The organism is Streptomyces sp. McG3 (genome assembly GCF_018619185.1).
Taxonomy (GTDB): domain Bacteria; phylum Actinomycetota; class Actinomycetes; order Streptomycetales; family Streptomycetaceae; genus Streptomyces.
In genome coordinates, this window is the sequence record NZ_JAAXYC010000134.1 from 1 (window position 1) to 21088 (window position 21088).

A 21088-nucleotide genomic window follows, 5' to 3' on the forward strand; every position below is an offset into this window, starting at 1 on the left:
CCGCCACCCCCTCCGGCGGTACCCGGACCCGGCCCGGACGCGGCGGAGATCAGCCCTCGCAAGGTCCGCATGGTCTTCCTCGGGCTGATGCTCACCCTGCTGCTCGCGGCGCTCGACCAGATGATCGTCGCCACCGCCCTGCCGAAGATCGTCGGTGAGCTGCACGGCCTGGAGAAGATGTCCTGGGCGGTCACCGCCTACCTCCTCGCCTCCACCATCGTCCTGCCGCTCTACGGCAAGCTCGGCGACCTCTTCGGCCGCAAGAGCGTCTTCCAGTTCGCCATCGTGGTCTTCATCATCGGCTCCGCCCTCGCGGGCTGGTCGCGCACCATGGACGAGTTGATCGCCTTCCGCGCCCTCCAGGGCATCGGCGGAGGCGGCCTCATGATCGGCGTCCAGGCGATCATCGCGGACATCGTCCCGCCCCGGGAGCGCGGCCGCTACATGGGCCTCATCGGCGCGGTCTTCGGCCTCGCCTCGGTCGCCGGCCCGCTGCTGGGCGGGTTCTTCACCGACCACGTCTCCTGGCGCTGGTGCTTCTACATCAACGTCCCCTTCGGCCTGGTCACCCTGGCCGTCATCGCCGTCGTCCTCAAACTGCCCAAACCCGCGGTCCGGCCCCGGCTCGACGTCCTGGGCGCGGTCCTCCTGGCCGTCGCCTCCACCTGTCTGGTGCTGGTCACCAGCTGGGGCGGCACCGAGTACGCCTGGGGATCGCGCACCATCCTGGGGCTCGCGGCCGGCGCGGTCGTCACGGCGGTGCTCTTCGTCGCCGCCGAACACCGGGCCGCAGAACCGATCATTCCGCTGCGGCTGTTCCGCGACTCCGTCTTCAACGTCACCGGTCTGGTCGGCGCGGTCGTCGGCATCGCGCTCTTCGGGGCGGCCAGCTACCTGCCGACCTACCTCCAGATGGTCGACGGTGCCAGCGCCACCGAATCCGGGCTGCTGATGCTCCCGATGATGATGGGCATCGTCGGCGGTTCCATCGTCTCCGGCCAGCTCATCACCCGCACCGGCCGCTACCGGATCTACCCGATCGTCGGCAGTGCCGTCTCGGTGGTCGGCATGTGGCTGCTGTCCCTGCTGGAGGCGGACACCTCCCCCCTGGCGTACAGCTTCTACCAGGCCGTCCTCGGCACCGGCATCGGACTGGTCATGTCCGTCCTCGTGCTCGCTGTGCAGAACTCCGTACGCCCCTCGGACCTCGGCACCGCGACCAGCGCCAACAACTACTTCCGGCAGATCGGCGGCAGCGTCGGCGCGGCGATCTTCGGCACGCTGTTCGCCGGGCGGCTCTCCGACGCGCTCGGGGTGCGCCTGCCCGCCGGTGCGGAGCTGCCCGATCCCGAGTCGATCACCCCGCAGATCGTCCACGCGATGGAGCCCGCGCTGCGCGACGCCTACATCCAGGCGTACGTCGACGCGATGCCGCGCATCTTCCTGTACCTCGTGCCGGTGCTCGTGCTCGGCCTGATCCTCGCCTTCTTCCTCAAGGAGAAACCGCTGGTGTCCCACCACAGCCCCGAAGCCGCCGCCGAGGCCATGACCTCTCCGATCCCCGCCGCCCGCGCCGACTTGGGCCGGCCCGCCTCCGGCTACCTCTCCGGCGTCCCGGTCCACGGGAGCGTCCAGCACCCCGACGGCACCACCGTCCCCCGCGCCGCCCTCACCCTCATCGACGTCCAGGGGCGGCAGATCGGGCGCGGGGCCAGCGGCGAGGACGGGCGGTACGCGCTGAGCGTCCCCGGCGCGGGTTCCTACGTCCTGATCGCCGCCGCGGGCGGACACCAGCCGCAGGCCGTCAGCGTCACCGTGGGCGAGCGCCCCGTCGAGCTGGACGTGGTGCTCGGCGGCGCCGGACGCCTCGCCGGATCCGTCCTCACCCCCGACGGGGCCCCGGTACGCGACGCGGCCGTCACCCTCACCGACGTACGCGGGGAGGTCGTCGCCTCCACCCGCACCGGTCACGAGGGCGGCTATGTCATCGGCGAACTGGTCGCCGGCGAGTACACGCTCGCCGCCAGCGCCCCCGCCTTCCGCCCCGCCGCCCTCCCGGTCAGCGTCCAGGCCGCCCGGGAGACCCGGCAGGACATCGAGCTGGCGGGCGGGGCCGTCCTGCGCGGCGTCGTCCGGGCCACCGGCGGACGCCCCGTCGAGGACGCCCGGGTCACCCTGCTCGACGCGGCGGGCAACGTGGTGGACACCCTCACCACCGGGCCCGACGGATCGTTCCGGTTCGTCGACCTGTCGTCCGGCGAGTACACCGTGATTGCCGCCGGATACCCGCCGGTTGCCACCGTCCTCCAGGTCGCGGGCGGCGGCCGCACCGAACGCGATCTCCAGCTCGGCCACGAGGACTGAGACGTACGGGACCGAGACGTACGGGACCGAGACGACGTACGGGAACGAGGCGTACCGGAACGAGGCGTACGGGAGCGGGCCGGAACCCCGGAGCCGGTCCGGTGTGGCTCCGGGGCTCAGCTCACCGCCGGTCCGGCGGGAGCCGGCCCCGGCTCCCGTACGGGCGGCTCCCCGGCCGGCTCCCGCAGCGGGTCCTCCCGCACCAGCCGCATCAGCGCCCGCGCCCCCGGGCTCAGGCTCCGCGCCGCCGGAAGCACCACCACGCTCTCGTACACCGGCCGGCGGGCGCCCGTCAGCTCCACGGCGACCAGCCGGGCCGCCTCCGGCTTGCGGGAGAAGTGGTGCGGCACCACCGCGATCCCCAGCCCCTCCTGCACCAGCTCCAGCAGGCTGTGCACATCGTTGACCTCCAGACCCACCGTCCGGCGCACCCCCGCCGCCGCGAACGCCTCGTCGGCGGCCCGCCGGGGACCCCAGTCCGGATGGAAGTCGATGAACGACGCCCCCGGCAGCTCCTCCCACCCCACCTCCGGCCGCCCGGCGAACGCGTGCCCCGCCGCGCACAGCAGCACCATCGGCTCCCGGGCCAGCGGCACCAGCTCCCCGCGCCACTCCGCCGGGCTGACCGTCGCGGCGAACGCCAGGTCGAGGCGCCCGCCCGCCACGCCGTCCAGCAGGCTGCTGGTGCCCTCCTGCCGCAGCCTCAGCTCCATGTGCGGATGTTCCCGGTGGAACGCCGCCAGCAGCCGCGCCGGGCTCACCCCCGCCACGCACTGCTCGACCCCGACCGTCAGCGTCCCGCGCAGCAGCCCCCGTACGGCGTCGACCGCGTCCCGCGCCGCCCGCGCGCCCGCCAGTGTGCGCTCCGCCTCCACCAGCAGCGCCCGCCCGGCCTCGGTGAGCCGGACCGTGCGCGTGGTGCGGCTGAACAACGGGGTCCGCAGCTCCTGCTCCAGCGCCCGTACGGAGGCGGAGAGCCCGGACTGCGACACGGCGAGGCGCTCGGCGGCGCGGGTGAAGTGCTGCTCCTCGGCGACGGCGACGAAGTGCTCCAGCTGACGCAATTCCATGATTGAGCAATCTAGGCGATGAATCCGAGCGGAATCTCCTGTTGGACTGCTGGATCCATCTGCGGAAGCCTGGGCCGGGTGCTCGCCGGTCCCGGCGAGCCACCCCCGTACCCCTCCCGCGGAGCCCGTATGTACCTCCCGTCCGCCGACCGCTACTCCGCCATGCCCTACCGGCGCACCGGACGCAGCGGTCTGAAGCTGCCCGCGCTCTCCCTCGGCCTCTGGCACAACTTCGGAGGCGACAGGACGCCCGAGACGCAGGGCGCCATCCTGCGCCGCGCCTTCGACCTCGGCATCACCCACTTCGACCTGGCGAACAACTACGGGCCGCCGCCCGGCTCCGCCGAACTCACCCTGGGCCGGGCCCTGGCGACGGACTTCGCCCAGCTGCGCGACGAGATCGTCATCTCCACCAAGGCCGGCTACCACATGTGGGAGGGGCCGTACGGGGAGTGGGGCTCGCGGAAGTACCTGCGCTCCTCGCTCGACCGGAGCCTGAAGCGTCTGGGCGTGGAGTACGTCGACATCTTCTACTCCCACCGGCCCGACCCCGAGACCCCGCTCGAAGAGACCATGGGCGCCCTCGACTCCGCCGTACGGCAGGGCAAGGCGCTGTACGTCGGTCTGTCCAACTACTCCGCCGCGCAGACCCGCGAGGCCGCCGCGATCCTCAAGGACCTCGGCACCCCGCTGCTCATCCACCAGCCCCGCTACTCGATGCTCGACCGCCGCATCGAGGACGACGGGCTGCCGGACGTCCTGGACGAGCTGGGCGCCGGGTCCATCGCGTACTCGCCGCTGGAGCAGGGGATTCTGACCGACCGCTATCTGAACGGCATTCCGGCCGGGTCCCGGGCAGCGGGTGCCAGCCCCTTCCTGAACGCCGACGCCGTCACCCCGCGGCTGGTGGAGCGGCTGCGCGCGCTGGACGCCCTGGCGAAAGAGCGCGGCCAGTCGCTCGCGCAGCTGGCCCTGGCGTGGGTGCTGCGCGGCGGCCGGCTCACTTCCGCCGTCGTCGGCGCGAGCAGCGTTGCCCAGCTGGAGAACAGCGTCGAGGCCGCCCGGAACCTGGACTTCACCGAGGACGAGCTGTCCCGGATCGAGGAGCTGCTGCGGGACAGGACGGGCTGACGGCGCTCAGGCGCGCGAGGGCGGTACGGCCGGAGAGGGCGGTAGCGCCGGCGAGGCCGGCAGGACGTGCTCGCCGGCCTTGTCCGTGCTCAGGCACAGCGAGCAGACCATGGCCTCGTGCGCCGGGCAGGCCGCCAGGTCGGGGCGTTCGTACGACTGCCGGCAGACGTGGCAGTCGTAGGTGACCGCGCTCGGGTTGCCCTCGGCGTCCAGCAGCGGCTCCGGGATGCCGTCGTCGCTCCGGCGCAGGTAGTACCTGCCCCGGGTGACGACCGCCATGACCGGGGTGAGGACGAAGGCGATCACGACGGCCGCGACGGGGGAGTACGGCTGGAGCGTGTCCCCGAAGGCGTGGAAGTACATCGCGATGGACAGCCCGGAGGCGACGGTGAACGCGGTCACGCCGACCGGGTTGACCGCGTAGAGCATGCCCCGGCGGAACTCCGGCGCGTGCGGGGACAGCTTCAGCAGGTACTTGTTGACCCCGATGTCGGTGGCGACGGTGACCACCCAGGCGATGGCGCAGTTCGAGTAGAAGCCCAGGATGCTGTTGAGGAAGCTGAACATGTCGGCCTCCATCAGGATCAGCGCGAACGCCAGGTTGACCAGGACGAAGACCATGCGGCCCGGGTAGTGCTTGGTGACGCGGGTGAAGGAGTTGGTCCACGCCAGCGAGCCGGAGTACGCGTTCGTCACGTTGATCTTGATCTGGCTGATCACCACCAGCACCACGGCCAGCGGGACCACCAGCCAGGACGGCATCATCGCGTCGAACGCCCCGCGGAACTGCTGGATCGGCTCGGTCGCCGCGGCCGGTCCCACCTCGGAGAGGATGTAGACGGCCAGGAAGACCCCGATGGCCTGCTTGAGCGCGCCGAGCACCACCCAGCCGGGACCGGCCATGACCACCGCCGTCCACCAGCTACGCCTGTTCGCACCGGTCTTCGGCGGCATGAAGCGCAGGTAGTCGATCTGTTCACCGATCTGCGCGATGAGGGAGAGGCAGACGCCCGCGCCGAGGAGCACGGACGCGGTGTTGACCCCGCCCTCGCCGTCGGTGCCCGCATAGGCGAGGAAACTGTCGACGGTGCCCGGTTCGGTGGCGACCAGGTAGACCAGCGGGCCGACCATCAGCAGCAGCCAGATCGGTGTGGTCCACACCTGGAGCTTGCTGAGCGCCTTCATGCCGTAGACGACGAGCGGGATGACCATGAGCGTGGAGACGGCGTAGCCCAGCCACAGCGGCAGCCCGAACCCGAGCTTGAGGCCCTGGGCCATGATCGCGCCTTCGAGGGCGAAGAAGATGACGGTGAAGCTGGCGAAGATGACGCCGGTGAGGACCGAGCCGTAGTAGCCGAAGCCGGAGCCCCGGGTGATCAGGTCCAGGTCGATGTTGTAGCGGGCGGCGTAGTAGGCGAGCGGGAAGCCGGTGATGAAGATGAGCGCCGCCGCGACGGTGATCGCGACCAGGGCGTTGCCGGTGCCGTGGGCCATGGCGATCCCGGCGCCGATGGAGAAGTCGGCCATGTACGCGATACCGCCCAGCGCGGTGGTCGCCACGACCATCGGGGTCCAGCGGCGGTAACTGCGCGGCGCGAAGCGGAGGGTGTAGTCCTCCAGCGTCTCCCGCACCGCCTGACCGGTGTCCGGTGCGGCGGGCGGTGCGGGGTCCGGTGGGGCCGGTTCGGCGAGCTGTGTGCGGGTGTCCATGGCGGGCGACGGTAGGCAGCCGCCGTTACCCTCGCGTACGGCCGGTGTGACGGGGGAGTTTCGGCACGCTCACAGGCCGCTGACGAGGCATCAGGGCAGGTCGTCGGGGTATGGCGTCAGGGGGCGATGCCCACCCCGTCGATCCGGCCCCAGGCCCGCTCCCGCGCCGCGGTCATGGCGGGCCAGGCGAGCCCGCCGGGCCGGGGCAGCACCCGGGAGGCGTAGGGGGACGGCCGGAACTCCGGATCGTAGAAGCAGCCCGTGCCGCGGCTCCGGTCGAAGACGGCGCACGACGCGGCCAGCGAGCGCGGGGTGGGCTGGTGGCCGGTGCGGGCCCAACGGTCCAGCGCGGCGATGGAGTTGGCGTACTCTGCACTGCTCAGCCCGCTGTGCTCGCTCTCCCGGGTGAAGGTCTGCACGAGCCGGTGCTCCCGGCCCGCGCCCCGCAGCGTGGCCCGGTAGGCGGACTCGTGCTCGACGAACGCCGTGGGGTCGTCGATCGCGTGCAGCGTGAGGACGGGCAGGGCCACCCGCCCGGTGAGGTCGCTGTCCCAGGAGAGGTCCCGGCGCGCGGCGGGGTCCGCCGAGAACCGTTCCACGCCCGCGTTCAGCGCCCGGTCGTCGTGCGAACCGGCGTACCGGACCCCCCGGTTGGAGAAGGGGTTACGGCCGCCCAGCCGGGTCGAGACGATGTCGCGGAAGGTGAACGTCGCGAACCGCAGATGCGACTCCAGGGAACGCTCCGGAATCCCGGTGACGGCCAGGATGTCGTCGAGGTTGCGCTGCTGGAGCGCGGTCCGCTCCGCCGGGCCGGCGTCGAACCCCGTGCACTCCCGCAGCCGGGCGCTCAGCCCGGCGGACGTCATCGTGGAGTCCGGTCGCAGCCCCTGCCACAGGGGGTACCGGGGCTCGGTGGGGCGCGGGTGGTTGCCGCAGTAGTACTGGTAGACCACGCGCAGGTCCACCCGGTAGTCGTAGCCGCGCGAACCACCGCCCAGGACGCCGTTGGTCAGCAGCACCCCGTCGTACGCCCCCGGTTTCGTGCCGTACGTCTCCGCGACCTTGGCGGCCACGTTGCCGCCCCAGGACTGGCCGTGCACATAGGTCCGCTCCGGCTTCCCGAACCGGTCGAGGAACACCCGGCGGACGCTCTCGGTGTCGGCCGCCGCCATCCGGGTCCCGTAGCCGCCGCGGCGGTAGGAGGAGCCGGCCCAGGCGTACCCCTCCTCGACCATGACGGCCCAGCGCTCCAGGTCCTCGGTGGAGCGGGCCGGGTCCGAGGCGTCGCCCAGGTCCGGCCCGCCGTGCGCGTGCACCACCAGCGAGCCGTTCCAGCGGGTGGGGACGGCGAGCGCGTAGTGCGCCCCGTTCCCGTCCTGTCCCGTGTAGCACCGCGCCTTTCCGGCCAGCGCCGCCGGGCAGTCGGCGACGACGGGGGGCCCGGCCTGGTCGGGCGCCGCGGGGGTCGCCGGAGCCTTGCCCGCCGCGCCGAGGAGCAGGGCCGCGACCGTGGCGGCCAGCGCGGCGGAGCGGAACCGGTGCCGGCGGTACAGCGGGCGTACGGGGGCGGGCACGTGGGGGGAGTTCACGGGGCGGCTCCTGGCTGTCTGCCCGGCGCGGGTGTGCGCCGGGATGCCGGGATGCTAGGAAGCGCCGCCCCCGGGGGAGAAGCCCCGCGCGCGTTGCGTTCATAGTGTTCGCCCCGGGCGCCCGACGAGGGCCACCTGCGGAGCGGCGGAGGGAGGGTCGGCGGGAGCAGGAGCGGGAGGGCCGACGGGACCACTGGAGGGACCTTCGGCGGACTGGACCTCTGACGGGCCGCCCCTCCCTGGCCCGCGCCGCTCCCGGCGCGTACGGTGTGGCGGCATGAAGATCCTCATCAGCGCGGACATGGAAGGCGCCACCGGAGTGACCTGGCCGGCCGACGTGCTGCCGGGGACGCCGCAGTGGGAGCGCTGCCGGTCGATGTTCACCTCCGACGTGAACGCGGCGGCGCTCGGCTTCTACGACGGCGGCGCCGACGAGGTCCTGGTCAACGAGGCCCACTGGTCGATGCGCAACCTGCTGCTGGAGCACATGGACGAACGCGTCCAGATGCTCACCGGCAAGCACAAGTCGCTGTCCATGGTCGAGGGCATCCAGCACGGCGACGTGGACGCGGTGGCCTTCGTCGGCTACCACACCGGAGCCGGCACGGAGGGCGTCCTCGCCCACACCTATCTCGCCAACTCCATCACCGGCGTCTGGATCAACGACGTCCGCGCGAGCGAGGGGCTGCTCAACGCGCACGTCGCCGCCGAGTACGGCGTGCCCGTCGTCCTCGTCACCGGCGACGACCTGACCTGCGTGGACGCCGAGGGATACGCCCCCGACGCGCGGAAGGTCGCCGTCAAGGACCACGTCTCCCGTTACGCCGCGGTGTGCCGCACCCCCGCCCGTACCGCCGCCGACATCAGGGCGGCGGCGAGGACGGCCACCGCGCTCGCGGGGCGTCGGGACCCCGTCACCGGGAAGACGTTCACCATCGAGCTGGAGTTCGACGCGGAACATCTGGCGGCGGCCGCGACCGTGGTACCCGGCGTGGCGCCGAGCGGGGAGAGGCGCGTCGCGTACGCCAGCGCGACGATGTACGAAGGAATTCGCACGTTCAAGGCGGTGACGACGATCGTGTCGGCCGCTGTGGAGGAACAGTATGGCTGAGGCCCCCGACCTGCTCGGACCCGTCGACCGGCAGGCACTAGACGAGGTGGTGACGTTCACCTCCGAACTCATCCGCATCGACACGACCAACCGGGGCGGCGGCGACTGCCGGGAGCGGCCGGCCGCCGAGTACGTCGCCCAGCGGCTCTCCGACGCCGGAATCGAGCCGACGCTGCTGGAGCGGACCCCCGGCCGGACCAACGTGGTCGCCCGGATTCCCGGCACCGACCCGTCGGCCGACGCGCTGCTCGTCCACGGTCACCTCGACGTGGTGCCCGCCGAGCCCGCCGACTGGAGCGTGCACCCCTTCTCCGGCGAGGTGAGCGACGGGGTCGTGTGGGGGAGGGGCGCCGTCGACATGAAGAACATGGACGCGATGGTCCTCTCCGTCGTACGGGGCTGGGCCCGCGAGGGCTTCCGCCCCCGGCGCGACATCGTCATCGCGTACACCGCCGACGAGGAGGACAGCGCCGCCGACGGCTCCGGATTCCTCGCCGATCAGCACCCGGAGCTGTTCGAGGGCTGCACCGAGGGCATCAGCGAGTCGGGGGCCTTCACCTTCCACGCGGGCGACGGTCTCTCGCTGTACCCGATCGCGGCGGGCGAGCGCGGCACCGGCTGGCTGAAGCTGACCGCCGAGGGGCGGGCCGGGCACGGCTCCAAGGTCAACCGGGAGAACGCGGTGAGCACCCTGGCCGCCGCCGTCGCCCGGATCGGCGAGCACGAGTGGCCCATCCGCCTCACCCCGACCGTCCGCGCCGCGATCACCGAGATCGCCGCCCTGCACGGCATCACCGCCGATCTGGACGACCCCGGCTTCGACGTCGCCCAGCTCCTCGGCAAGCTCGGCCCGGCCGCGTCCCTGGTCGAGAACACCGTCCGCAACAGCAGCAACCCGACGATGCTGGACGCCGGTTACAAGGTCAACGTCATCCCCGGCCACGCCGCCGCCTTCATCGACGGGCGCATGGTCCCCGGCGGCGACGACGAGTTCCACGCGACCCTGGACCGGCTCACCGGCCCGTCGGTCTCCTGGGAGTTCTACCACCGCGAGACGGCCCTTCAGGCCCCCGTGGACTCCCCGACGTACGCCAAGCTGCGCGCCGCCGTCGAGCGGTTCGACCCGGACGCGCACACCGTCCCGTACTGCATGTCGGGCGGCACCGACGCCAAGCAGTTCTCCCGCCTCGGCATCACCGGCTACGGCTTCACCCCGCTGAAGCTGCCCGTCGGCTTCGACTACCAGCGGCTCTTCCACGGCGTCGACGAGCGCGTCCCCGTCGACGCCCTCCACTTCGGCGTCCGTGTCCTCGACCACTACCTGCGCACCGCCTGACCGCCTGCCGACCCGAACCGCGCCCCGGGGGGACCGACCTACGTGAACACCGTGCCAGCAGCCCCGTACGGAACCTGGCCGTCGCCGGTCGACGCGGCACTCGCCGCCTCGCACGACGGCCGCCCCGACCACCTCGGCACCATCGGGGACGAGGTGTGGTGGACCGAGCCGCGCCCCGCCGAGGACGGCCGGCGCGCCCTGATGCGCCGTCGCGCCGACGGCACCACCGCCCCCGTGCTGCCCGCCCCCTGGAACACCCGCAGCCGGGTGATCGAGTACGGCGGCCGGCCCTGGGCGGGCACCGTGCGCGACAACGGCGAACTCCTCGTGGTGTTCGTCCACTTCACCGACCAGCGGCTGTACGCCTACGCCCCCGACGGGCCCGACGGGCCGTGGCCGCTCACCCCCGTCTCGGACGTCGGCGGCGGGCTGCGCTGGGTGGACCCGCAGGTGCGCCCGGAGCACGGGGCGGCGGGCGAGGTCTGGTGCGTGCTGGAGGAGTTCACCGGCCCCGCTCCCACCGACGTACGGCGCGTCGTCGCCGCCGTGCCGCTCGACGGCTCGGCGGCGGGCGACCGGGCGGCGGTCCGTGAACTCTCCGACGACCGGCACCGGTTCGTCACCGGCCCCAAGGTCTCCCACGACGGGCGGCGGGCGGCCTGGATCGCCTGGGACCACCCCAGGATGCCGTGGGACGGCACGGTGGTCATGCTGGCGGACATCGACGGAACGGGCGGGTTCACCGGCGTACGGCCTCTCGTCGGCGACCTCGACGAATCGGTCTGCCAGGTGGAGTGGGACCGCGACGGCAGCCTCCTGTTCGTCTCCGACCTCGCCGACTGGTGGGAGCTCCAGCGCATCCGCCCCGACGCGCTTCCCGGCGGCGCGGTCCCCAGCAGCCGCCTCCTGCCGCCCCGGGGTGAGGAGTTCGGCGGGCCCCTCTGGAGGATCGGGCTGCGCTGGTTCCATCCACTGGACAACGGACTGATCGCCGTCCTGCACGGCAGGGGCGGCATGCGGCTCGGCATCCTCGACCCGGAGACCGGCGAACTCGCCGACGTGCCGGGCCCCTGGTCCGCCTGGGCCGACACGCTCGCCGTCCACGGCAGCCGGGTCGTCGGCGTCGCGGCGAGCCCCCGCAGCAGCCCCGAGGTCGTCGAGCTGGACACCGCGACCGGGCACACCCGCGTCATCGGCGCACCCCACCACGGAGCGGTCGACCCCGCGTACTACCCGGTGCCCGAGGACCGCACCTTCACCGGCCCCGACGGCCGTGAGATCCACGCCCACATCTACCCGCCGCACAGCCCCGACCGCACCGGACCCGAGGGCGAGAAGCCCCCGTACGTCGTCTGGGCGCACGGCGGGCCCACCGGCCACGCACCGCTCGTCCTCGACCTGGAGATCGCCTACTTCACCTCGCGCGGCATCGGGGTGGCCCAGGTCAACTACGGCGGCTCCACCGGCTACGGCCGCGGCTACCGCGAACTCCTGCGCGGCCAGTGGGGCGTGGTCGACGTGGCCGACTGCGCGGCCGTCGCCTCGGCCCTCGTCGAGGAGGGTGCCGCCGACCCGGACAAGCTCGCCGTCCGGGGCGGCAGCGCGGGCGGCTGGACCACCGCCGCATCGCTGACCAGCACCGACATCTACGCCTGCGGGACGATCCTCTACCCGATCCTGGATCTCGAGGGGTGGGCCACGGACGAGACCCACGACTTCGAGTCGCGGTACCTGGAGTCCCTCGTCGGCCCGTTCGCCGAGGTGCCCGAGCGCTACCGGGAACGCTCACCGCTCCACCGCGCCGACCGGCTGAACACCCCCTTCCTGCTGCTCCAGGGCCTGGACGACGTGATCTGCCCGCCCGCCCAGTGCGAGCGGTTCCTCGCGGCCCTCGCCGGCCGGGGCGTCGCCCACGCCTACATCGCCTTCGAGGGGGAGGGGCACGGCTTCCGGCGCGTGGAGACCCTGGTCCGCGCACTGGAGGCCGAACTCTCCCTCTACGCGCAGACGTTCGGTATCGACCGCCCCGACGTGCCGCCCCTGGAGCTGACCACGTGACCCGTGCGTACCACGGCCGGGCGATGCCCCTCGCCCGGCCGCCCCGGCTGCGCCCCGGCTCCCGGGTCGCCGTCGTCGCACCCAGCGGCCCCGTCCCCGCCGACCGGCTGGAGGAGGGCCTCGCCGTCCTGCGCGACTGGGGACTCGACCCCGTCGTCGGCGCCCATGTCCGCACCACGCACCCGGAGTTGGATTACCTCGCCGGGTCGGACGCGGGCCGCGCGGAGGACCTTGAGCAGGCGTGGTGCGACCCCACCGTGGAGGCCGTGCTCTGCGCCCGGGGAGGATACGGCGCCCACCGGATGGTCGACCTGGTCGACTGGGCGGCGGTCCGGGCCGCCGGACCCAAGGTGTTCGTCGGCTACAGCGACATCACGGTGCTGCACGAGGCGTTCGCCCTGCGCGCCGGGTTCGCGACCCTGCACGGGCCGATGATCGCCACCGAGACGTTCCTCAAGGACGCGGCGACCCGCGAGCACCTGCGCGCCACGCTCTTCGCCCCGGAGACCGTCACCACCCTCGGCCTGGAGTCGGCCGGGGCCCTGGTCCCCGGCCGGGCACGGGGCGTCCTATACGGCGGCTGCGTCAGCCTGCTCGCCGCCGGAACCGGTGCTCCGGGCGGCCGGACCCACGCCCGGGGCGGTCTGCTGGTGATCGAGGACACCGGGGAGGAGCCCTACCGGCTGGACGGCATCCTCACCCGGCTCCTGCGGACCGGAGCCCTGGACGGAGTCGCCGGGGTGGCCTGCGGCTCCTGGCAGGAGTGCGGCCCGTACGAGAAGATCCGCGCCGTGCTCGCCGACCGGCTCGGTCCGCTGGGCATACCCGTGGTCGAGGAGCTGGGCTTTGGCCATGGTCCGACCGCGCTGACGATCCCCCTGGGCGTGCCCGCGGTGCTCGACGCGCCGGCGGACGGCGGGCGTTGCACGCTGACCGTCGGGACCCCCGCCCTGCGCTGAACCTCCTCGGCCCTTCCGGTCCTGTCCGCGCCCGCGCCGCTGTCCGCGCGGGCGCGAGGATGTGTGCGTTCTCCCGTGGAACGTGAACATCCGTCAAGAACCGCTGACCGATACGTTGACACGGCCATGAGCTGTGTCACAGCATGAGCGCGGCCCAATACTTACCGGTCGGTAAGGTGTCCTCGGTGTGGAGGTCTTCGTGTCAGGTGCTGTTTCCAGAGTGCGCGGCCCGCTCGTGGCGGTCGCCGGGGCGGCCCTCGTCGCCCCCCTCGTCCTCGCCGGCCCGGCCCGTGCCGAGGCCCTGCCGTACACCGTGACCCCGCTGGAGTTCACCGTCGAGGCGGGCGACCGCACCTGCACGGTGGACGCCGACCTCTACCGGCCCGCCGGAGCCGACGCGGACAGTCCCGCCCCCGCGGTCCTCGCCACCAACGGCTTCGGCGGCAGCAAGTCCGACGGCTCCACCGACACCATCGGCAAGGCCTTCGCCGAGCGCGGCTACGTCGGGCTCGTCTACTCCGGCCTCGGCTTCGGCGCGTCCGGCTGCCTGATCACCCTCGACGACCCCGCCATCGACGGCAAAGCAGCCGGCGAACTCCTGGACTTCCTCGCGGGAGTTCGCGCGGCCGACGACGGTACCGAGGCCGACTTCGTCACCCAGGACTCCGACGGCGACCCGCGGGTCGGCATGATCGGCGGCTCCTACGGCGGCGCGATCCAGCTGGCGACCGCCGCCGTCGACCCCCGGGTCGACGCCCTCGTCCCGCTGATCACCTGGAACGACCTCGGCTACGCGCTGGCCCCCAACAACACCGGGGCGCGCGCCGGCGTCACCTCCGACACCCCCGGCGTCTTCAAGTGGCAGTGGACCAACGGCTTCTACCTGATCGGCGAGGGCCAGCCGCTCCTCAACCCGAGCCTGGACCCCTCCCGCATCAACCGGCTGGACTGCCTGCACTTCGCCACCCGCGCCTGCGAGACCATCCGGCTGCTCAACTCCGGCCGCTACCCCGCCGACCGCACCGAGGAGATGCTCGCCTACGCGCGCAGCGTCTCGCCCGTCTCCTACCTCGACCGGGTCAAGGCCCCCACGCTCATCGTCCAGGGCCAGGCCGACAGCCTCTTCAATCTCAACGAGGCCACCGCCACCTACCGGACGCTCAAGGCGCAGGGCACCGAGACGAAGATGATCTGGCAGTCCTGGGGACACAGCGGCGGCCAGGTTCCCGGCGAACTCGACCTGAGCCAGGGCAACCTGGAGACCAGCCACGTCGGACAGCGCGTCCTGGCCTGGTTCGACCGCTACCTCCACCGGAAGACGGACACCGACACCGGACCCGCCTTCTCCTACTACCGCGACTGGCAGAGCGGCTACGGCTCCGCCGACGGCGTCCCCGCCCTCTCCCGGTCCCTGTACCTCTCCGGCGACGGCAAACTCGTCGACAACCGCTCCAAGGTGGCGCGCGGCAGCCGTCAGTACACCAACTGGCTCGTGCCCACCAGCCACTCCGAGAGCTCCATCGCCCCGCTGATCGGACTGCCCGACCCCAAGCCGTACGACACCAGGGGCACCTACCTCGGCTGGCGCAGCGAACCCCTCACCGAGCCCCTCGACGTCGTCGGCGCGCCGAAGGCCACCCTGAAGGTCGTCTCGCCCAAGGCGGAGCGGGTCCAGAACAGCGGCGACGCCTCCGACAAACTCGTCCTGTTCGCCAAGGTCTACGACGTCGCGCCCGACGGCAGCCGTACGCTGGTGAACCGGCTCGTCTCCCCGGTCCGGGTCCCCGACGTCACCCGGCCCTTCACGGTGGAGCTGCCCGCCATCGTCCACCGGTACGACAAGGGGCACCGCCTGGAGTTCGTGATCGCCGCCAGCGACACCGCCTACTTCGGCAACCGGGGCGTCAAGCCCGTCACCGTCGTCCACGCCCCCGAGGACACCGGCGTACTGGAACTCCCGGTGGTCCCGGCCGGCTGACGCACGCCACCCCGTTCACCCGAACGGCCGTACACCACCGCTCCCCGAGCCCGGCAGCCGGACATGCTGGGAACCCGGGGGGCGGTCGCGTGCACGACGGGCGGGCCGGACGGCGAGAAGCGAGCGGAAGGGCCGGACCATGAGCCCCAAGGACGTATCGAGCAGCAGTGGGCGCGGCACGGGGTGGCTCACCCCGGGGCGTATCGTGGTCGCCGTGGTGGTCGTGCTCGTCATCGTGTTCATCTGCGTGAACACGAACGAGGTCACCATCCGGGTGCTGATCCCCGAGGTGACGATGCCCCTCTGGTTCGCGCTGCTGGCCATGTTCCTGATCGGCCTCGGCTGCGGCGGCTACCTCTTCCGCCGGAAGGGCAAGTGACAGCGGACCCGCACCGGTCTCCTCCCGCACGCCGAAACCGCTTGAGGGACCCGGGCCACCGGGGCGAGGATGGGCCGTATGCGCACGATCGTGGTCCTCGACGCCCCTTCCAACCTCGGGCTGCGCCCACCGGCCCCCGGCACCGTCCCGGGCTGCTACAAACTGGCCGGCGCCCTGCGCGAACAACGCATCGTGCGCCGCCTCGGAGCGCTGGAGGGCGGTGTCGTGGTCCCGCCGCGCTACGACCTGGGCGACTGGCAGGAGGGCGACGGGGTGTTCAACGCCGCCGCCATCGCCCGGTACACCCGCACCCTCGCCGACCGCATCGAAGGCCACGTACGGGCCGGAGAGTTCGCCCTGGTCCTCGGCGGGGACTGCTCCATCCAGCTCGGCGCCGCCCTCGCCCTGCGCCGCCTCGGCCGCTACGGACTCGCCGCCGTCGACGGATCCGCCGACTTCCGGCACTCCGGCAACAGCGACCGGATCGGCGCGGCCGGCGGCGAGGAACTGGCCATCGCCACCGGCCGGGGCCAGGCGGACCTCAGCGACATCGAAGGGCTCGGCCCCTACCTCAGGGACGAGGACGTGCGCCTCTTCGGCATGCGGGACGAGGACGAGGACCAGGCCGAGCTGGCCGCGCTGAAGATCCCCCACGCGACCGTCGGGCAGATCCGCGAATGGGGCGCGGACGTCCTCGCGCGGACCACCGTGGAGAGCCTGGAGACCCCCGCACTCGACGGCTACTGGGTCCACCTGGACGCCGACGTCCTCGACCCGGCCGTCATGCCCGCCGTCGACAGCCCCGACGACGGCGGCCTCCTCCCGCACGAACTCGCCCCGCTGCTGCGCACACTCGTCTCCTCCCCGCGCTGCGTCGGGCTGAACGTCACCATCTACGACCCCGATCTCGACCCCGACGGCACGGCGGGCGCGCTGCTCGCCGACCTCGTCGTCGACGCGTTCACGGACACCGCCCAGGACGCCTGACGAGCCGCCTCCGGCCGTGAACGGCCCGGGGGCGGACCCGAGCCCGCGAAAATCCGGCCGACGGGCCTCTGGCCCACGCGGCCACCTGCGTGTTCCATGGTCACCGGGGGCGCCCGGACCTGCGGCGGCCCGCCGCGAGGGAACGAGGGTGCCTTGGCCACGACCGTACGACGTGCCGTACTGAACCTGCCCGCAGCGCCGCTCGGGCCGGAGAACCCGCTCCCGCCGCTGCGGACGCCCACCCCACCGCCCGTGCTCGACCCCCGGGAACGGGCGGGCCTGCCCCGCGACATGGCCCGGCAACTGGGCCACCGGCCGTTGCGCACCGTACTGCCCACCCGGCTGCTCGACGGCTACGGGCGTGAGCGCACCCCCACCGGCATCGACGCCGTCGTCATCGAGAACGCCCGGCTGCGCGTCACCGTGCTGCCCGGACTCGGCGGCCGGATCCACTCCCTGCACCACAAACCCACCGGTCGCGAACTGCTCCACCGCAACCCGGTCCTCCAGCCCGCCGCCTTCGCGCTCAACGGGGCCTGGTTCTCCGGCGGGATCGAGTGGAACATCGGCGCCACCGGCCACACCACGCTGTCCTGCGCACCGCTCCACGCCGCGCTGGTGCCCGCCCCGGACGGCTCCACGATGGTCCGGCTCTGGGAATGGGAGCGACTGCGCGACCTGCCCTTCCAGGTGGACCTCTGGCTCCCCGACGAATCCGACTTCCTCCACGTCGGCGTGCGGATACGCAACCCGCACGAACAGCCCGCGCCGGTCTACTGGTGGTCCAACATCGCCGTCCCGGAGACCTCGGGCACCCGCGTACTGGCCCCGGCCGACGAGGCCTGGCACTTCGGCTACGACCACGCCCTCACCCGGGTCGGCGTCCCGGAGTCGGGCGGCCTCGACCACACCTATCCGCTGCGCTCGGAGTACCCCGCCGACCACTTCTACGAGCTGCCCGACGGCGCCCGGCGCTGGATCGCCGCGCTCGACGAGGACGGCCACGGGCTCGCCCAGACCTCCACCGACCTGCTGCGCGGCCGCAAACTGTTCCGCTGGGGGCACGGGAGGGGCGGCCGCCGCTGGCAGGAGTGGCTGAACGGCCCCGGGGGCGGCGGCTACGCGGAGATCCAGGCCGGGCTGTCCCGCACCCAGCTGGAGCACGTCCCGCTGGAGGCGGGCGCCGCGTTCAGCTGGCTGGAGTCCTACGGCCCGCTCTCCGCCGACCCGGCCGCCGTGCACGGCCGGGACTGGGCCGCGGCCACCGAGGAGGCCGCCGCACGGCTGGAAGAGGCCCTCCCGCGCAGCGCGGTGGACGAGGCGTACGCGGCCTGGCTGCCGCACGCCGACGCCGAACCCGGCGAGGTGCTCGCCACCGGTTCCGGCTGGGGCGCGCTGGAGGTCCTGCGGGGCGGCCACCGGCTGCCCGGCACCCCGTTCCCCACCGCCGCCATCGGCGGCCAGCAGGCCCCCTGGCGGGAGTTGCTGGAGCACGGCACCCTGCCGAAGCCGGACGGCATACCCGGCCCGACACCGGTCTCGCGGCCCTGGCGGGACATGCTGGAGACCGCCGACGCCGACCCGCACACCGAATACCACCTCGGCATCGCGCAGTGGCACGCCGACGACCGGGCCCAGGCCGTCCGCAGCTGGGAACGCGGCCTGGAGTGCGGCCCCGCGCCGCGCTGGCCCCTGCTGCGCTGCCTCGCCGTCGCCGCCGAGGAGAGCGGCAGGCCCGACCACGCCGCCGAGCTGTACGCCGAGGCCTTCGCGGACCTCGGGGCCCCCGGAGCGGAGGACCTCACGGCGTCGGCGGAGGGCACGGCCCTCCTCGTCGCTCTGGCCCGCGAGACCGTCGAGGCACACCTGTCGGCCGACCGGCCCGGGCCGGCCCGGGCCGTGTTGGCCGGGCTGCCGGGGACGATCCGGGAGCGCGGACGCTTCCGGCTGCTCCTCGCCCGGATCCTGGTCGCCGAGGGCGACACCGGGGCGGCCCGGGAGATCTTCGACGCCGGATTCGAGGTCGCCGACCTGCGCGAGGGGGCCGGAATCCTCGGCGAGCTGTGGGCGTCCCTCAGCGACGAGCCGCTGCCCGACGCCTACGACTTCGGCATGAGCCCGCCCCAGGAATGATCAGCGCGCCCCGGGCGGCCGGTCAGACGGTGACGTTGCGGTCCACGTACTCGAAGACCGAGCCGTCCGGGTGCAGCGCGATGAGGTTGCGGCCCGCCGGGGTCGGCACCGGCCCCGCGATGACCCGTGCGCCCGCCCGGGTCAGCGCCGCGTTCGCCTCGTCGACGTCCTTGACGGCGATGGTCGCACCCACCTTGCGCAGCACCTCCAGCTCCGACTCGGGCCCGCTCATCAACAGGAAGCAGCCGATCGCGGCCACCGACACCCCACCGCGCTCGAAGCGCTGGGCCGACGTGCCCGTCAGCCCCTCGTAGAAGGCCACCGAGGCCTCCAGGTCGTCGACGCAGATACGCAGCGTGGTTCCGAGGATCTCCATGCCTACGAGGGTAGTTGGCGGCCGCCACCGGCGTGATCGATTCCGGGCGGGCCGGATCCTCTCTTCACCTCGTACCGCCTCACCCCCCGCCGGCCTCTCCTCACGCCCGGCAGAGCACCTCGCCGTGCGGGACCATGAACCAGCCGTCCCCCTCCTCGCCCCAGGAGCGCCACGCCCCGGCGATGGCCGTGAGCTGCTCGGCGCTCGCGTGCCCGCCCCGTACCGCCAGCTCGGCGTAGACCGAGTCCGTCGTACGGTCCGCCCACAGGCCGCTCCACCAGGCGCGGCTCTCCGGGGTGGCGAAGCACCAGGCGGCCGCGGTGGGGGTGATGTCGGTGAACCCGGCCCGCCGGGCCCAGGAGAGGAGCCTGCGGCCGGCGTCGGGCTCGCCGCCGTTGCCGCGGGCCACCCGGCCGTACACCTCCAGCCACTCGCCGAGACCGGGGGCCTCCGGATACCAGGTCATCGCCGCGTAGTCGCTGTCCCGTGCCGCGACCACCCCGCCGGGGCGGCAGACGCGCCGCATCTCACGCAGCGCCTGGACGGGGTCGCCCACGTGCTGGAGCACCTGATGGGCGTGGACCACGTCGAACGAGTCGTCGGGGTAGTCCAGGGCGTGGACGTCGGCCACCGCGAACACGACGTTTTCCAGGCCCCGTTCGGCTGCCACCGCGGCGGCCTGGCCGAGGATGTCCTCGGTGGTGTCCACCGCGGTGACCCGGCCCGGGGCGACCAGTGCGGCCAGATCGGCGGTGATGGTCCCGGGGCCGCAGCCGACGTCCAGCACGGCCAGGCCGGGGCGGAGTTCGCCGAGGAGGTACGCCGCCGAGTTGGCGGCGGTCCGCCAGCGGTGCGAGCGCAGGACCGACTCGTGGTGGCCGTGCGTGTACACGGCGGTCTCCTTCGGCATGGCGTTGCGTCCTCTCCCGAAAACCTCGCGCCGACGGGCGCGGCGACAGGAACCACCGTACGCCGCCATGTCGAATGATGAGATAGGCGTCTTGATATGCGGACGAGTGAGGTGCGCACGCGAGGTCGGGGCCGGGTGGTCAGATCGGCATCGGGCAGTAGACGGTCAGCGCCTCCGGCAGCTTGTCGATCGTCAGTTCCGCTCCGGAGTGGGCGACTTCACCGTCGTACGCGTACGGAGTCCCCGGCGCGAGGCCGCCGATCCGCACCCGGCGCCGCCGTACGGCGGCATGGGCGGGGGAGCGGGTCAGCGGTCCCGCCACCGCCGCCGCCAGCAGACGCAACGCCGGAGTCCGGCCGCCGTGCACCACCCGGACGTCCAGCAGTCCGTCCGCCAGGTTGTGGCGGCGCCCCGGGGCGGGGCCCACCCGCTGGAAGAGTCCGTTGCCGACGAACAGCAGCCACAACGGCCGCCTGCGTCCTTGGAGTTCGGCCTCCAGCGGTTCCCGGCCGCGCAGCACGTGAAAGGCCGCGAGGACGCCGGCCGGCCAGCCGCCGATCCGCGGCGACCAGTGTTCCCGGGTCCGCACCAGGTCCGGATAGACGCCCAGCGAGAAGGCGTTGAGGAAGTACCCGTCCGCCCCGTCCACACCCTTGGGCCCCGGCCGGAAGCGGCCGAGGTCCACCCGGATGGCATCGCCCGCGGTGAGGGCGGCGGCGGTGTCGTGGACGGTCTCGATGCCCAGGTCGTAGGCGAAGTGGTTCAGCGTGCCGCCGGGGAAGACCGCCAGCGGCATCCCGTGCGTCGCCGCCACGGAGGCCGCCAGGTTCACCGTGCCGTCACCCCCGCAGACACCCAGCGCCCGGCCCCGGCCCGCCGCCTTCTCCAGCGCGGCCGACAGCTCCCCCGGAGGCACCTCCACCACCTCCGCCGCCGGCAGCGCCTCCCGCACCAGCGACGCGGTCGCGGTGGCCGTGCCCGACTCCTGGTTCACCAC

The 21088-nt window shown here is 73.1% G+C and carries 16 protein-coding genes; 10 read left to right on the plus strand and 6 right to left on the minus strand.

Annotated elements, in window-relative coordinates; genetic code table 11:
* Positions 1 to 2364 (plus strand): MFS transporter (locus HET64_RS21365; RefSeq protein WP_215107936.1); only part of this gene is annotated, 2364 nt, incomplete at its 5' end.
* A gap of 116 nt (positions 2365 to 2480) precedes the next feature.
* Here the strand turns inward: HET64_RS21365 and HET64_RS21370 are convergent.
* A complete protein-coding gene (locus tag HET64_RS21370) occupies positions 2481 to 3434 on the minus strand; it encodes a LysR family transcriptional regulator (protein ID WP_215107938.1) in 954 nt (317 codons plus the stop codon).
* Positions 3435 to 3563: 129 nt separating this feature from the next.
* On the opposite strand from HET64_RS21370, the gene HET64_RS21375 reads away from it, so the two are divergent.
* Complete coding sequence (locus tag HET64_RS21375; RefSeq protein ID WP_215107940.1) at positions 3564 to 4565, plus strand: aldo/keto reductase; 1002 nt, start codon at positions 3564 to 3566, stop codon at positions 4563 to 4565.
* A 6-nt stretch (positions 4566 to 4571) separates the two neighbouring features.
* On the opposite strand, the gene HET64_RS21380 is transcribed toward HET64_RS21375, so the two are convergent.
* Together HET64_RS21380 and HET64_RS21385 are read right to left on the minus strand one after the other, a co-directional pair.
* Positions 4572 to 6275, minus strand: coding sequence for a cytosine permease (locus tag HET64_RS21380; RefSeq protein WP_215107943.1), 1704 nt, complete (start codon positions 6273 to 6275; stop codon positions 4572 to 4574).
* 116 nt (positions 6276 to 6391) lie between these two features.
* Positions 6392 to 7864 carry a hypothetical protein gene (locus HET64_RS21385; protein WP_215107945.1) on the minus strand — a complete coding sequence of 491 codons (1473 nt, stop codon included), beginning with the start codon at positions 7862 to 7864 and terminating at the stop codon, positions 6392 to 6394.
* A 277-nt stretch (positions 7865 to 8141) separates the two neighbouring features.
* Between HET64_RS21385 and HET64_RS21390 the strand changes: the two genes are divergently transcribed.
* From HET64_RS21390 to HET64_RS21425, 8 genes are all read left to right on the plus strand, one after another.
* A complete protein-coding gene (locus tag HET64_RS21390) occupies positions 8142 to 8975 on the plus strand; it encodes a M55 family metallopeptidase (protein WP_215107947.1) in 834 nt (277 codons plus the stop codon).
* Positions 8968 to 10311, plus strand: a complete 1344-nt coding sequence (locus HET64_RS21395; protein WP_215107949.1) for a M20/M25/M40 family metallo-hydrolase — start codon at positions 8968 to 8970, stop codon at positions 10309 to 10311. Before HET64_RS21390 ends, HET64_RS21395 begins: the two co-directional genes overlap by 8 nt.
* A 42-nt stretch (positions 10312 to 10353) precedes the next feature.
* Positions 10354 to 12369 (plus strand): prolyl oligopeptidase family serine peptidase, encoded by a 2016-nt coding sequence (locus HET64_RS21400; RefSeq protein WP_215107951.1) that lies wholly within the window; start codon positions 10354 to 10356, stop codon positions 12367 to 12369.
* 23 nt (positions 12370 to 12392) lie between these two features.
* Positions 12393 to 13328 (plus strand): LD-carboxypeptidase, encoded by a 936-nt coding sequence (locus tag HET64_RS21405; RefSeq protein WP_215107965.1) that lies wholly within the window; start codon positions 12393 to 12395, stop codon positions 13326 to 13328.
* Between the two features lie 220 nt (positions 13329 to 13548).
* Positions 13549 to 15306 carry a CocE/NonD family hydrolase gene (locus HET64_RS21410; RefSeq protein WP_215107953.1) on the plus strand — a complete coding sequence of 586 codons (1758 nt, stop codon included), beginning with the start codon at positions 13549 to 13551 and terminating at the stop codon, positions 15304 to 15306.
* Positions 15307 to 15445: 139 nt separating this feature from the next.
* The gene (locus tag HET64_RS21415) at positions 15446 to 15685 is read left to right on the plus strand and encodes a LapA family protein (protein ID WP_215107955.1); all 240 of its coding nucleotides are present in this window, start codon (positions 15446 to 15448) and stop codon (positions 15683 to 15685) included.
* Positions 15686 to 15763: 78 nt separating this feature from the next.
* On the plus strand, positions 15764 to 16672 hold the full coding sequence (locus HET64_RS21420) for an arginase family protein (protein ID WP_215107957.1): 909 nt from the start codon (positions 15764 to 15766) through the stop codon (positions 16670 to 16672).
* A gap of 153 nt (positions 16673 to 16825) precedes the next feature.
* Positions 16826 to 18805, plus strand: a complete 1980-nt coding sequence (locus HET64_RS21425) for a DUF5107 domain-containing protein (RefSeq protein WP_215107959.1) — start codon at positions 16826 to 16828, stop codon at positions 18803 to 18805.
* A gap of 22 nt (positions 18806 to 18827) precedes the next feature.
* Here the strand turns inward: HET64_RS21425 and HET64_RS21430 are convergent, their stop codons facing one another.
* The 3 genes from HET64_RS21430 to HET64_RS21440 all read right to left on the minus strand — a co-directional run.
* A complete protein-coding gene (locus HET64_RS21430) occupies positions 18828 to 19181 on the minus strand; it encodes a VOC family protein (protein WP_215107961.1) in 354 nt (117 codons plus the stop codon).
* A gap of 100 nt (positions 19182 to 19281) precedes the next feature.
* Positions 19282 to 20091, minus strand: a complete 810-nt coding sequence (locus tag HET64_RS21435) for a class I SAM-dependent methyltransferase (protein ID WP_215107963.1) — start codon at positions 20089 to 20091, stop codon at positions 19282 to 19284.
* 139 nt (positions 20092 to 20230) lie between these two features.
* A partial coding sequence (locus HET64_RS21440; RefSeq protein WP_285801895.1) for a diacylglycerol kinase family protein occupies positions 20231 to 21088 on the minus strand: 858 nt, incomplete at its 5' end.